General features: G+C 61.7%; 14 protein-coding genes and 1 pseudogene. 10 read left to right on the top strand and 5 right to left on the bottom strand.

What is annotated here, in order from left to right; all coding sequences use genetic code 11:
- Together J6525_RS19710 and J6525_RS19715 are read left to right on the top strand one after the other, a co-directional pair.
- Nucleotides 1–1923, top strand: coding sequence for a flavin-containing monooxygenase (locus J6525_RS19710; RefSeq protein ID WP_225645908.1), 1923 nt, complete (start codon nt 1–3; stop codon nt 1921–1923).
- A 508-nt stretch (nt 1924–2431) separates the two neighbouring features.
- A complete protein-coding gene (locus tag J6525_RS19715) occupies nt 2432–2998 on the top strand; it encodes a 2-hydroxychromene-2-carboxylate isomerase (RefSeq protein WP_225645909.1) in 567 nt (188 codons plus the stop codon).
- 101 nt (nt 2999–3099) lie between these two features.
- Here J6525_RS19715 and J6525_RS19720 read toward each other — a convergent pair whose 3' ends face one another.
- Nucleotides 3100–4110, bottom strand: a complete 1011-nt coding sequence (locus J6525_RS19720) for a glutathione S-transferase N-terminal domain-containing protein (RefSeq protein ID WP_225645910.1) — start codon at nt 4108–4110, stop codon at nt 3100–3102.
- The gene (locus J6525_RS19725; protein ID WP_225645911.1) at nt 4107–5603 is read right to left on the bottom strand and encodes a M81 family metallopeptidase; all 1497 of its coding nucleotides are present in this window, start codon (nt 5601–5603) and stop codon (nt 4107–4109) included. The genes J6525_RS19720 and J6525_RS19725 overlap by 4 nt, the downstream gene beginning before the upstream one ends.
- Nucleotides 5604–5790: 187 nt before the next feature.
- Between J6525_RS19725 and J6525_RS19730 the strand changes: the two genes are divergently transcribed.
- The 5 genes and pseudogenes from J6525_RS19730 (at nt 5791) to J6525_RS19750 (ending at nt 10235) form a co-directional block, all read left to right on the top strand.
- Nucleotides 5791–6585 (top strand): class II aldolase/adducin family protein, encoded by a 795-nt coding sequence (locus J6525_RS19730; protein WP_225645912.1) that lies wholly within the window; start codon nt 5791–5793, stop codon nt 6583–6585.
- A 638-nt stretch (nt 6586–7223) separates the two neighbouring features.
- Nucleotides 7224–7412: a hypothetical protein gene (locus J6525_RS19735; protein WP_225645913.1), complete on the top strand. Its 189-nt coding sequence runs from the start codon at nt 7224–7226 to the stop codon at nt 7410–7412.
- Between the two features lie 108 nt (nt 7413–7520).
- A complete protein-coding gene (locus J6525_RS19740) occupies nt 7521–8612 on the top strand; it encodes a tyrosine-type recombinase/integrase (protein ID WP_225645914.1) in 1092 nt (363 codons plus the stop codon).
- A gap of 1055 nt (nt 8613–9667) precedes the next feature.
- Nucleotides 9668–9748 (top strand): annotated as a pseudogene (locus tag J6525_RS19745) (SOS response-associated peptidase); the annotation flags it as partial.
- A gap of 133 nt (nt 9749–9881) precedes the next feature.
- Nucleotides 9882–10235, top strand: a complete 354-nt coding sequence (locus J6525_RS19750; RefSeq protein WP_225645915.1) for a nuclear transport factor 2 family protein — start codon at nt 9882–9884, stop codon at nt 10233–10235.
- A 51-nt stretch (nt 10236–10286) separates the two neighbouring features.
- Here the strand turns inward: J6525_RS19750 and J6525_RS47490 are convergent, their stop codons facing one another.
- Nucleotides 10287–10490 (bottom strand): hypothetical protein, encoded by a 204-nt coding sequence (locus tag J6525_RS47490; RefSeq protein WP_376708533.1) that lies wholly within the window; start codon nt 10488–10490, stop codon nt 10287–10289.
- A gap of 151 nt (nt 10491–10641) precedes the next feature.
- On the opposite strand from J6525_RS47490, the gene J6525_RS19755 reads away from it, so the two are divergent.
- Entirely contained in the window at nt 10642–10836 is a 195-nt protein-coding gene (locus tag J6525_RS19755) for a hypothetical protein (protein WP_225645916.1), read from the top strand.
- Between the two features lie 1284 nt (nt 10837–12120).
- Nucleotides 12121–12321, top strand: coding sequence for a hypothetical protein (locus J6525_RS19760; RefSeq protein ID WP_225645917.1), 201 nt, complete (start codon nt 12121–12123; stop codon nt 12319–12321).
- A 546-nt stretch (nt 12322–12867) separates the two neighbouring features.
- Here J6525_RS19760 and J6525_RS19765 read toward each other — a convergent pair.
- The gene (locus J6525_RS19765) at nt 12868–13017 is read right to left on the bottom strand and encodes a hypothetical protein (protein WP_225645918.1); all 150 of its coding nucleotides are present in this window, start codon (nt 13015–13017) and stop codon (nt 12868–12870) included.
- Between the two features lie 437 nt (nt 13018–13454).
- On the opposite strand from J6525_RS19765, the gene J6525_RS19770 reads away from it, so the two are divergent.
- Nucleotides 13455–13700, top strand: coding sequence for a hypothetical protein (locus J6525_RS19770; protein ID WP_225645919.1), 246 nt, complete (start codon nt 13455–13457; stop codon nt 13698–13700).
- A 55-nt stretch (nt 13701–13755) separates the two neighbouring features.
- Here the strand turns inward: J6525_RS19770 and J6525_RS19775 are convergent.
- Nucleotides 13756–14017 (bottom strand): transposase (locus J6525_RS19775; protein ID WP_512699755.1); only part of this gene is annotated, 262 nt, incomplete at its 5' end.

Consider the following 14017-nt stretch of genomic DNA (forward strand, 5'->3'; position numbering starts at 1 on the left):
ATGAATATCGAGCTTCCGCGCAAACACCTCGATCTGTCCTCCGCCATCGCCGAGGGTGACATCCGCGTGCTGCTGATGGTGCTGGTGCATATGACCGGCGACGAGAAGTGGCTCGAGCCGCCCTACAAGCCGAAGCGCGACGTCCGTCTGATCCCGGATCCCGACGCCGGTGTGCCAAAGGAGATCCAGGACGAGATTCGCGCGGCGGTCCTGAACCTGTTCGCGAACGGCACGCCGAAGCCCATCATCACCGATCCCGGCAATGAGCTGATGCTGCGGATGATGCGCGCGACGCTCGGCGACAATGTCGCGCCGGAATATGCGCCGCTGATGCGGGAGGAGATGGGGTTCATCCCACGCGACGCGCGCTGGCGCGAGCGCCCCTCTGGCGAGAAGCTGGCGCAGCAGCATGTGCTGATCGTCGGCGCCGGGGTCTGCGCGATCGCGCTTGGCGTCGCGCTCGGCCGGCTCGGCATCCCCTATACGATTGTCGAGAGGCGGGACGAGATCGGCGGCACCTGGTACGTCAACCGCTATCCCGGCTGCGGCGTCGATACGCCGAACCACTCCTATTCCTTCTCGTTCGGCGCCCGCAATCCGTGGACCCGCTATTTCGCACAGCGCCAGGAGCTGCTCGATTATCTGCTCAAGGTCGTGCGCGAATACGGCATCCGCAAGCACGTCCGCCTCAATACCGAGCTCGTCGCCTCGCGCTGGGACGAAGGCAAGCGACGCTGGATCTCGACGCTGAAGACTGCCTGCGGCGAAGAGACCTTCGAGTCCACCGCGCTGGTCAGTGCGATCGGCCAGCTCAACGATCCCTTGCCTGCTCGCTTTGGGGGAGACGAGAACTTCACCGGTCTGAAGGTTCATTCGGCGCTGTGGTCCGACGACATCAAGCTCGACGGCAGGCATGTCGCCGTGATCGGCACCGGCGCGACCGCGATGCAGCTGGTGCCGTCGATTGCCGACCGCGTCGCCTCGGTCACCGTCTACCAGCGCACCGCGCAATGGGCGCGGCCGGTGAAGGGCTATTCCGATCCGATCACCGAAGGCGCGCGTTGGCTGCTCGCGCATCTGCCGTTCTATGTGCAGTGGTACCGCTTCAACATGTTCTGGCGTTACGGCGACGGATTGCTGCCGTTCCTGCGCAAGGATCCGGCCTGGCCGCATCCGGACCGCGCCGTCAACAAGGGCAACGACCGGCATCGCCAGGAGCTGGCCGACTTCATTCTCTCCGAGCTGAAGGATCGCCCCGACCTGATTGAGAAATGCATGCCGACCTATCCGCCCTACGGCAAGCGCATCCTGCTCGACAACAACTGGTTCAAGACGCTGACCAAACCGAATGTCGAGCTGGTCACCGACAAGATCGACCATTTCGATCGGCACGGAATCGTCACGGCCGACGGCACGTCGCGGCAGCACGACGTCATCGTGATCTCGACCGGCTTCAAGGTCTCCGAGATGGCGGCGCGGCTCAACATCACCGGGCGTGACGGCAAGAACCTCAAGCAGACCTGGCGCGACGACAATCCGACCGCCTATCTCGGTCTCACCGTGCCTGATTTCCCCAATCTCTTTCTGATGCTTGGTCCCAACTCGGGGCCCGCGCATGGCGGCAGCGTGATCTTCCAGTCGGAATGCCAGAGCCGCTACATCTCCGCCTGCCTTGTCGAGATGATCGAGAACGACATCGCCGCGATCGACGTGCATCCCGACGCGCATGACGCGTATATCCGCAACGTCGACGCCGAGCATGAGCAACTGATCTGGACGCACCCGGGCATGACGACCTACTACCGCAACAGCGGCGGCCGCGTGTTCTCGGCGATGCCGTGGCGGTTCGTCGACTACTGGAAAATGACGCACGATCCGGACTTCACCCAATATCGAAAGACCAAGGCGCGACAGGAATCCTGACCTGAGTTCCCTCGCTCGTTAACTTGACAGAAGGCCATAACTGCCGCAGCATTTCGCTGACTGCACCTGTTGGGGTGCTGGAGCGCTTGCTCCTCGCGTCGCAGGAATTGACGGACGATTATGGGATCGGCCGCCAGGCAGCAGAAGCGGACAGATGTCCGTCGGACCACCCCTCGGAGAGGAGCATGACGCCACCGGCGAAAGCCAGCGACCTTGCTCAGCGGCAAGGTCACGGTGCACGTTGAGGCGAACAGCAGCTGCTAGCCGCGTGCACTGCCGACAATCTGAAGATATCCGCAGGACGAGAGCGCAAAGGCCACGCGCTTTTAGGTCCCGAAACACCACTGGTCTTTACCAGACATCCTTCGCTAAAACGAAGTAGCAGGGCCCCGCAAGATGCTTGAATGCACCGGGGCCCATTCGTTTGCCTGCCATCTCCCTTCATCAGGCCGCATTGCACCCCCGCGCGGGATCGGAAACAATTGTCCCGACCGGGTGAGGAACGATGATGGAAAAGCCGCGCGTACGCATCTACACCGACTACAAGTCTCCCTATGCCTACGTCGCCAACAAGCGGCTATTCGAACTCGAGGAGATCTACAGCGTCGATTTGGAATGGCTGCCCTACACGCTTCGCATTCCCGAATTCATGGGCACGGTCGAGGAACGCACGCCGCACTTCTGGCGCAAGGTGCGCTACGCCTACATGGATGCGCGGCGGTTCGCCAACGCGCAGGGATTGACCATGAAGGGCCCGCGCCGGATCTATGACGCGTTCTATGCCAGCGCCGGCATGCTGTTCGCGCAGCGCCACGGACTGTTCCGGCCCTATCATGACATGGTGTTCCGGAAGTTCTGGAACCATGAGCTCGAGATCGACGAACTGCCCGAGATTGCCGACGTGATCACCGCGGTCGGCGGCTCCGCCGACGCCTTCGAGGCCTATGTTCGCGGTCCTGCCCGCGCCGAACATGATCGCATCATCGACGAAGCCGAAGCGCTCGGCGTGTTCGGCGTGCCCAGCATGGTGTTCAACGGCGAGTTGTTCTGGGGCGGCGACCGCATCACATGCTGATCGAGCGGATCAAGCAGCCTGAGACGATTGCGATCGCGCTTGGCAGCCGGCACCGGACGTAGGCGCCGACCGTTTCGAATCGGCCTATCGTCGCTGATCGATCAGCCTCCGTTCAGGATCGCCCAGCATCTGGTGCGTTCCAGCACCGGCTTCAACGCCGCGCGCTCGCCGGCATCGAGCGCGGCAAACTTCTCGCGCAGCTGCTGCAGGCATTTGACCTGATATTTGAACGGCGCCAGCGCGTAGGGCAGTCCCCAGACGTTGATCTCGATCCGTTCGAGGCCCTTCGCGAATGCATCCGCGTTGGCCGCCAGGAACGGCAGATAAAGTTCGCCGGCGATCCGCAGCAGCGCCTCCGCGAACCCGCCAAGCGCCTGCTCACGAGGATACCAGTCACCCTCGACACCTGACGCATCGTCGAGCCGCCGCACCCAGTGATCGGTGAACGGCGCGCGCTCGCGCATGATCCGCATCGGGGTCGGGTCGGTCGCCATCTCGCTGAGCTGGCCGAACCAGGCAAAATCCGCCAGCGACGGCCGGCTGCCGAACAGATAGCTCCTCATGCCGACATGAGGCTCGAACGCGGCAAGCGTACGCCGGTAGCTCTCCTCCAGCAGCGGCCTGTTCTCATCCGTCGCGCCGAGAATGACCATGCGCGAAATCTGCCGCTGCCGGAACTCCTCGATCTCCTCGCAGCTGCCGGCCTCGGCCTCCGATGTCGACCACTCCTCGCCGGCCCAGCGCGAGACATAGGCCTGGTCTTCCGGATCCCACCAGCGATAGAGAAACAACGGCTTCACCGCCCATTCGTCGGCGAGGTCCTCGAGCAGATCGCAGATGAAAGCGATGGCCTTGTCTTCGGGGATCACCGACCGTCCCTGATGCCGCGCTTCCAGATCATAGGCCAGCGTCGTGGTCTCGCCGCGGTAGCTGCCGTCGGGATATTGCAGCACCGGGATCAGCATCGGCTTCAGATGCGCGGTTGCCTCGCGCAAAGCCTTGGTCATGATCACCCAGTCGTGCGGGATCCGGCGGTAGCGCATCAGCGCGCGCAACTTGATCGCATAGGGCGAGGCGGTCGAGCCGACCAGGCGATAGCGGTTCTCCGTCATGACGACGCCTCCGAAAATGCCGGATTGCCGTACGGATAGAACTGCGCGAGATCGACGTTCTTGTACGGCAGCTTGTCGAGACGCGTGGTACCGAGGAACGGCTCGTCGGGTTCGACCAGGAGGATCATCTTGGCAAATCCATTGTCGTCGAAGCCGCGCCGGAAATGGACCCGCGACTTGATCGCCATCACGTCAAAGGTGCCAATGTCGGGCACCAGCGCCTTGAGCGAGAACGGCTCCATGACCTGCACCAGATAGGTGGACAGGATCAGTACATTGTTGCGGCCGAAGCGCACGCAGACCCAGAACTGGCCGTAGCCCTCGCCCGCCGCCGAAACCGTGCCCTGAATCCGAACCGAATCGCCCGCCGACTCGTCGGCGCGGCCGCCGATCTCCATGTCGAAAGCATCGCCGGCCTTGGCGCCGGCGGCCTTGAGGCTTGCCGTCGCCCTGGCATCCGCAATGGTTGCGATCACGGTGTTGGCGAGGTCCTGCGCGATGATCTCACGCAGCAGCCAGGTCGCCGCCCCCGACCGGTCGCTGTGATCGGCCAGCACCACCGGTGTATTGCCAGCTGCGACGGCCTGCTTGGCCAGCGCGACGCCCTCGGCGATGCTGTGCAGTTTGGTCGATTGCAGCAAGGCTTCGCGCAGACGCCAGATCGTGCCCGCGAGATCACGCGCGACCTGCTCGGCGAGCTTTGGATTGTCGTTGGTCAGAACCTGAACGGTCATGCCGACATCGGGAACGTCGGCGAACGGGAAGCCGAAGAAGATGTTGACGTAGACGTCGACCTCGCGGGCCTCCCAGACCAGCGCGCGCTGCACGAGGTCCATCCACGGCCGCGCCCCGGTCCACTGCAGCACCGTGGGCGAGATCACGGGAACCTTGATCGTCCTGTGCGCCGGCTTGTAGTCGCCTCGGATCGCCCGCACCAGCATGCGCGCCGCGCGTTCGCCCTGCAGATGCGCGTCATAATGCGGGAAATATTTGACCGCGAATGCCATGTCCGCCTGCTCGAGGAACGCCTCATCCTCATTGCCGTGGGGATCGAAGGTTGCGGCGATGAAGGCGGAGCGGCCGACCACTTCGCGCACCTGCCGCGCCAGATCGGCTTCGGGACGCGGCACGCCGCGCACGGCCATCGCGCCATGCAAGCACAGATAGACGCCGTCGAACGGTCCCTCCTCCTTCAATCCGGCGATCATCTTGCCGGTGAAGGTGCGATAAGCTTCCTCGGTGATCCAGCCGGATCCGGTGTAAGTCTTCGGCCAGAGCGGGGATTCGATGCCGACCAGTTCGACCTCGGAGAACTCGCGCGCCACCTGCACGAACCCGCCCATGTGGTTCTTGGGATCGAACCGCAGCAGCGCCTCGCCTTTGGCCGGCGAGCCCGGATAGATGAAGTCGTCGAGCGTGGTCTCGTTCGGCAGGAACGAGACGGTTTCGTGGGAGAAATGCAGGACGCCGATACGTATCTTGCGATCGCTCATTTTGGTGCGCCTCGGCTGTTTTCCGCATTGTGGCATTGAAGGCGCGGCGCGCCAATCCGCATTCGGTTTTTGCCCGCCAGACCTGCAAATACGCAGACGCAGCGCAGCTTGCCGCCGCGCGGATTCTGCTATGGTCCGCGGCAACAATCGGGCCGCGGCCCCGCAAATATCTCAAGGAGAGAACGCCATGAATCCCCCCGTCAGTTCGCCCGCGATCAAGGTCGTCAAATCCGTCCGCGAGCAGGTGAGCGCCGAGGAATGGCAGGCCCGCGTCGATCTCGCCGCCTGTTACCGGCTGACGGCGATGTACGGCATGACCGAGATGATCGCGAACCACATCTCCTGCCGCGTGCCTGGCACCACCGACCAGTTCCTGATCAACGCCTACGGCATGCTGTATGAGGAGATCGACGCCTCCAGCCTGATCAAGGTCGACGTCGAAGGCAACACGCTGCTCAACGCTACCGACTACGACGTCAATGTCGCGGGCTTCGTCATTCACAGCGCCATCCACATGGCCAAGCACGACATGGATTGCGTCGCGCACACCCACACCCCGGCCGGCATGGCGGTCTCGGCGATGGAATGCGGCCTGCTGCCGCTGGCGCAGACCTCGATGCGCTTCCTGCACATCGCCTATCACGACTTCGAGGGCATCGCCGACAATGTCGACGAGCGCGAACGCCTGGTCCGCGACCTCGGTGACAACGAGGCGATGATCCTGCGCAACCATGGCCTTCTGGTCGTCGGCCGCACCGTGCCCGCCGCCTTCAACGTGCTGTTCCGCCTCGAGCGCGCCTGCCAGACCCAGGTGATGGCGCTGTCCTGCAATACCAAGCTGATCTATCCGCCGCAAAATATCCTCGAAGACACTTATGAGCGGATGCTGCCGAAGCCGGGCCGCACCGCCCGCAACGGCGAACTCGCCTGGCCCGCGCTGCTGCGCAAGCTCGACCGGGCGGATCCGTCGTATCGGGATTGAGAGCGAAAGCCGGCGCAGGCCTTCTCCATTCGTCGTCCCGGCGAAGGCCGGGACCCATAACCACAGAATAGCGTTGTTGAAAAACAGGCCGTGGCCCCAGCGTCGCGCCACAATTCGCATTCGTGGCAATGGGTCCCGGCCTTCACCGGGACGACGCTGAAATTGTTGCACGATCTGTGAGTCACACATCCCATTCTCGCGGCGTGTTTCGCCCGAGCTGTGCTCGTCGTTCCGCCCTCTCTGTTGAAGAGGGCGCAGGGAAAGCCGGGTGCCGATCGCACCCATGGCCCCCGAGCAATGGGTAGAAAGCTCGGGGGTAGGACCACAGGTGTAACCGGAGCAATCCGGCTTTCCCTGCGCGATGGGCTACGGCTTATTTCGTGCTCTCCCCGGCGAGACTGGGCTTTGTTGTCACCGTCTTCGCAACGCGCATCGCGCAATGCGAAAAGACACCTACCGCTAGGGCGTCAGGACCACACGTCTATAATTTGGAATTCGGATAAACGCGCCGAAACTAAGAAAAGCCTTTAAAACAAGTATCTTTTGTCTAGCCTATTTCGGGGTGCTTCGGCGGGTTTCGCCAAATCTAGGGCCCGGCCCAAAGGCCGGCTCTGTTGGTCAAAACCCCTGACACTGAAATGGATACTACCACGACCACCGAACCCGCCGGCGGACCCGCCGGCAAGCGCGCCCGCAATGGCGCCGTGATCCTCACCGATCGCCTCTGCGAGAAGCGCGTTGCCAAGCGGACCAAAATCTATGACCGCAAATGCCCGGGCTTGTACGTCAGCATTACCACCGCCGGCGTGGCGACCTTCTCCTTCTAGTTCACCGATCGGCAGACCGGGAAACAGCGCACCGGCTGGCTGGGCGTCTATAACCCCGAGACCTTCACCGTCGAGGATGCCCGCAGCAAGGTCTACGGGCTCAAGGGCATGGGCGGCGATGCGATGGCCGAGACCTTCCGCGACCGGAAGGAACGGCAGGCCAAGCGCGGCAAGACCGTCCACGAGATCATCGAGGAGCGGATCGACTGGATGAAGACGCCAGTCCGCAAGCCGGACGGGGAAATGCGGCCCCGGATTGAAAGCTGGGAAAATGTGGCTCGGCACTTGCGCAACTTCCTCAGCCCCCGGCTCGGCAAGAAGATCGCGAGCGAGGTCACCAAGCACGACATTGCGACGCTCTCGAACGACATCGTGGCGGGCCGGCACGGCGGCAAACCGTCAGTGAGCAACGCCCGGCACATGCGCCGCGCGGCGAGCGGCCTGTTCAACTGGCCGGCGGAAGCGGGCCGCGACTACATCACGGCATCGCCTTGCGTCAATCTGCCAAAGCTCGACGAGGAGCATCCGCGCGACCGTATCCTGTCCGAGGAGGAGATACGGACGCTGTGGCACGGTCTCGACCGGAACGATCTGCCGCGGGATCGCAGGACGCGGCTGGCGCTCAAGTTCGCATTGATCTCGATGCTGCGTTCCGGGGAGCTGTTGCCGATCCACCGCGACGAACTGAATGGCGAGAATGGCACGGTCGACATCTCGGCGCGGCGGGTCAAGCGGCGGCGCGTCATCAACCAGCCGCTATCCGATCTCGCGCTGGAGATCATCAAGGAGGCGATGGGAAATTACGACCACGCTTTCACCGGCCGGTTCGGCAACGCGCCGCTGTCGCGCCAAGCGATGTCAGGCGCGCTGAAAGGCACCAAGCACAGGAACGGCAAGGTGAAGACGCCCGGCATCTGCGAATTGCTCGGGCTTGAGCCGTTCACGCCCCACGATCTGCGGCGGACGGCGGCGACGATGTGCGGCGAACTTGGCCTGTCGGAGGCCGCCATCTCGCTGTGCCTCGACCATCAGGCCAACAAGGACGAGCACGGCAAGCCGCTGCCAGCGGTAACCCGCAAGGTCTACAACCGGGCCACCCGCATCATCGTCGCGAAGAAACGCGAAGTACTCGATGCGTGGGCTGCCGAGCTACGGCGGATCGTTGGCGCGGAGGATGCTGAGACGCGGATGGCGGCATGATCACGTATCTTCCCGGAACGTAGTCGCCCGGATAGCCCGCCCGGCAAAAACCGGGCAGAACGGGGACACATTTCATCCCCGAGACATTACTTCATTCACCCGGCGGCCTTCATTGGCTGCCGGGTCTTTGCTATCCCCTTCACCTCAGCCATCGCGCAATGCGGGCCTCCACAGGCGCATCGCAGCCGAGTTGCGGAGGATCATCGGCGAGCCTGCACCAGCAAGACAAGCAGAGGCCGGACTGCGTCTCGTCGCCTGATCGATCGGCCGTTCAACGATCCAATCTGCGGGGTTCATACAACCCTTGGGGCCCGATGTGACTTCCAGGTCGGGCCCAAGAATGTCTCAGCCATCCTAGCGGCGAAGCCGCAGCCGCTTGCGCTTCCATGCCGCCATTATGTCATGGACCGCGACGATCGCGGTCCATAGCGCTAAAGCCGCTAGGCCCACCATGAATAGAGTTGCTTCATTCATTGGACAGACCCCTGTCTGGCCCCGCCTATGAACGTTGAGCAAGCTTTCTCGTTCCGCCGCCCGCGCCTGCGCCGCCGCCAATATTCAATCCTGACAGACTTCCGAAACTGCCGAAGCGCTCTCGCTAAGGCGTCTAATCTAAGGTGCAGCGGAACTAGGCCTGCTAGTTCCCTCGGGCAATGGAATTAGTCGCAGCGGCGCTCCCTTCGGGTAACCCTACGGCCATCATCACGATCGACGGTGACGGTCTCTGTGCGACAGCGCTGTCTTGGGCCGACGGTGATGCCACCTGGGCCGACGCCAACTGTGGTGTCGCGGTCGTAGCGGTCTCGGTCCCTGTAGTCGCGGTCTCTGTAATAGCGATCCTCGCGATCCCGTCCGATCTGGACATCAACGCCTTGCGCCATCCTGATGCCTTCGGCTTTAGCTGGAATAGCAAGTGATGTGGTTGTCAGCGCGGCTGCGGCTGCCGCCAAGACAAGACCGATTTTCAGCATATGAAGTCCTCCCTTGAGCATGAGCCGGTGTAACGGGATTGAGCACTGACCGTTCCATGAGGCAAGCCCCATGATCTCTACTCGATCAGGACCAACCAAGACGCGATCATCAACCTGTCCCGCGTGATCAACCGCTACGTCGGCAACTTGGCGGCCCTGGCGGGCGGCATCAGACGCGAAACGCTCGCTATGAGCGGGGAACTTGAAAAATATTCGGCGGAACAGGGGCGGTTCACCATCCATTCAGCCCAGAGCACCTACCCATCTCGGGCGGGCAGCGCCAACGATGAGGTGTAACATGTCCAACGCTCGGGAGGGCTTCGACGCCATCGGTATCGTTATCGACTGGATCGACGCCTGTAAGCAGCGCCGCTTAGATGATCTGCTAGACCTCTACGACGAGACGGCTACGGTCGAGTGCTGCGAGGGCGGGAGCTTTCAAGGTCGAGCCGCGATGAAATGGTACTGGGATCAAAGGCTCGCGGCGTTCGGAGCTGATGCGTTCGAGATCGAAGCATTGATGCCCGAGGGGGACTGTGTTTCGCTCGACTATCGCGCGTATGATGGCCAGCGCGTGCGCACGTATTTCCGGTTTACCGATGCGGGAAAAATCCGGCTTACGGCCTGCGCGCGGATCAAAGAGGCCGCCTAGCAGCGCAGCTAGCTCATCCCTTTGCCGGGTCTCCGAGTTGGATTGGAAAGCTTAATGTAGCGTCTGCCGTCGATGATGCCGCGACACGTGCTCAACCAGTTCAGCGTTCAAGCAGTTTAGGATGTGCTCTAGCTGCTCATTGACAAGCATGAGAGCCCGGAGAGCGCTACGTGGATCGCCGTCACAGGCGGCGACGATCTCGTCTAGCTCCCGCTCATATTTATCCAGATAATCGTTGGTCGTTGGATGCGGCATGCGAACAACATCCAAACAGAAAACGTCGTCTCGGGATGTCAAGCGTAGCACTTGTCCTCGATATTCACAGGCGGGCACAAAAGAGCCAGTTGCATTTCGATGAGCCGCGTTCTGCTCTGAATGAATACTTTCAAGCATTTGGAGAGACTACATGGTCGAGGTGTATTTCAACGTCAGGCGTGATCTGCTTGTTGTGAAAAAGGGATTGCCGGTGCCGGCTGTTAGCGCCCAAGGGAAATGGCGCAAGAGCAAGAAGAGGGTGGTCAGGGTCAGCGAGGAGATCAGGCAAGCGGTTCAGAGCCACGGCTACTACATGCGCAAGCTGAGCGATCTGAAGAAGAACTAACGAAGCGCCCCGAACGACGGCGTCTTGGCCGATAGCTTCGTCGATGGCATTACCGCAATTGCGTGAGGCGATCAGTCTAGTTGGTGCTTGACCGTGAAAAAGTCTAAAGCTCCGGATCACCTAAGAGAGCGCAGTGAGGACAATACCGATCAGCGGCTTTGCTGAGTTGACGTCGGAATTCCTTCCGGAGAGCTTCTCCCTCCCACGTCGTGCCATCGCACTTGATAAGCTTTCTGGCGCGCGCAAAGGCGTGGTTTTCAGCCGCGTCATCACCGACACGGACCATTATATCCAGGTGGAAAGGACATACTGCGATGGCATGGGTCGTCTCCAGCGCGTAATGCACGGCTGAATGCAGATCATCTGCGTGGCTGCTGACGGACATGCGAGCCTCCCCGGACGAAGGGGCTCAGAGCGCTAGAGCCTGAGCCCATAACCCTTGGACAGTCAGGTTGTTTCGGACGCGGCTCATCTCTTAGCCCGATTGGCAGGCTTATGATTGATGTAGCGCAAAAGAGCTCGGCTCTATGCGAAAGCAAAAGCCCGGCCGCCAACTAAGACGGCCGGGCGAAAGCAAATATGAACTCGACGAACACCGCGACTATGCTGCGGCGCAGGAAAAACTTCCATCCCGGACGAATACGGGTGGCGGCCGGTGCCTAGACGCACTCGAGTGGGGGCTGTTAACCGCCGGACCGAGGCGAGAACGCATCCACGGACGCGGCTATTCGGGTCGCCAATTCAGTGGCGGTCGGCGTGGACTGCGTTTCGAGCGGCGAGCCGACGGAATGGACCGCTGCCAATCCAGCACCAGCGGTCCAAACAGCTATCGCAATTGCAGCGAGATATTCGATCCTCATGGCGATGGTCCCTTGCATCGGCCCCATCAATTAACCCGACACTTTTGGAATTGGTTCCCGAGCGCGAGCGATTTCCTATGAGTATCGCCGGCGTTGCCCGGCGCTTTGCATGGTCGATGCTTCGGCTCTGTGCTCCGTAGGTTCCTCATTCCGTTCGCGATCAGAATTGGGGAACGAAGAGGCTAGCCAAGACTTAGAAGCCATGAGACCGCCGCTCGCTGGTGAACAACCCGGCGCATGTCGCAGATAGCCAAAGGTCGTTACCAAAGACCCGCTGTTGTCAAAAACCAGCGCTCGCGCAAGATAGCCAAAAGCGGCGGTCTCCGGTTTATTCACAATCGCTAGCCGCGCCCCGATGTGTTTGCGGGGGGAGCGCACTCTCGGCCTGCCGGTGGTGTTGTTCATTCCGACCGGAGGCTGTGTAATGCGCAACCGCATCGACATCGACCACGTTCACAGCCGGGCCATTGTCCGGGAGATCGGCGAGACGCTGCGAGCGTCGCTGGAACCAGAGACGGAACTCTCGCCGAGGCTCAAAATGCAAATCGACCGGCTCCGCGAATTTGAAGAGCAGTCGCCCTCAATCATTCCAGCGGGTGAGCGCTGGGATAAGCCTCGTCGTTGAGCCGGGAGAAGGACTGGGTCCTCACATCGGCTGCGCCGTGCCAGTGCGCGCGTTCCTTTCAGAACAGCCCGACCACGATGAAAAAGGCGACCTCAGTCAGGAAAGTGACGCTCATAATCGCAACTATGAGGAAGGCGTTGCCCGCTGACAGTGGGATCATGATATGCCTCGCATCTTGCGAAGCCCCGAAGCCTCCAAGCGCTAATTCTCCGAGGGCCGGAATGTTTCGGTTCCCGAACGCGGGAGCGGATGTTGCGATCGGTGCTGTCGTCCTGGTTCCACTCGGGAACGCGGTTCAAATATTGAGCCTGATCTGATCTCAGCATCGAGGCCCTAACCTGAGACGGCCTTACCATGCGGATACCAAGAGGGCGACGGACGCGATCAGAGTTGCCGTGCTGAGGGCCACCACGACAAGGGCTTGTTCACTGTGCGCTTGCAGGTTTTTGTCGTCCATTGTCGCCAATGCTGGCTCGCGTATCTCGTTCCTAATTGGGATAAGGCGGTCGTTCCAGAGCGCGCGCGGGAAGACATCAACTCCCGGCGTCACCGGACTTCCAGTGCCTTGATCGCCTGCGCCGAAATCTCGGCGGGGTCCCTGAGACCAGATTGCGCGACCTTGATAATCGTCTTCGCGATCATTTCCGTCAGCGGGTCATCGCGATCTTTGACGCTGAGCGCGTGCAGCTTTTTCAATAAGGTTGGCGTCTTTCGACGCCATGGCGTCGATTTGTAAGTGCGAATAGATGGACATATTTTGCCCTCTCAGCCCGGTGGCAGAGGTTACCACGACAACCCTGCTCCCCCGGGAAAGCTGCGCTTACGGCACTCGATGCGCGAGCAGACCTGGCTTCGGGGCATTCTTCGGCGGCGGTCCCATCGTCAGCCAAACGGCAAAACCCAACAGAACCGACGCCACCAATAGTCGGAACAATAGATGCAAAGGCCGTCCCCGTCGGCTGCGTGCTCCGACGTTGGGATAAAGCCTAGCGGGGCGCAATTCGACTTGTGGGGTGCGGCGGCGGCGTGGCCATCGCTACGATGGCAAACGAAGAGGGACAACTGAGGCGGCCTTGCCATGTTCACGCACCGGCGCTAACGCTAGTTCTTGGTTTGGCGTTGGGGGGTATCCGGTGAGCGAGGCCCGCGAGTTTATCGATTTCTGGGTCGAGAATAGCATTCACGCTGTCGAGCAGTTTCGCACTGTCGGCGCGTCGCAGGATATCGCCGAACTGACCCGCCGTCTTGTCGCGGCTGCCAAGGAGCAGGGTTTCTCGGCGGCCGACTTGCAAGCTGAGATCGGCGACATCTCCGACTACATCGGAGACCTGCTCAAAGCAGCGAACAGGGCTGAGCGCGAACGGCGTAAGCCTACGTAGGCATCGCAATGCGGGCGCCTTAGTCGTTCGTGAAGAACTGGCGCCGGCGCCCGGCTTAAGCGGTGTTTCGAGCCGGGACGGTCTCGAAGAAGGCTCGGATGATGACACGCAAGAGCTCTGCGAGCCATCGCAGCAGCAGGCCGAAGTTATAGCCGGCAGCGGCGAGAACAGCGTTGATGCGGTCGCCGAGGCGTCCCTTGAGATAATTTCTGTCCATGCGGTGCTCGGCCTTGACGTGGCCGATGACGGGCTCGACAGCCGCGCGACGCTTCATCTCGCGACGGATGGAAGCTGTGACGCGGCGGACCTGACCCGAG

The organism is Bradyrhizobium australafricanum (assembly GCF_020329495.1).
In the GTDB taxonomy this organism is placed as follows: domain Bacteria; phylum Pseudomonadota; class Alphaproteobacteria; order Rhizobiales; family Xanthobacteraceae; genus Bradyrhizobium; species Bradyrhizobium australafricanum.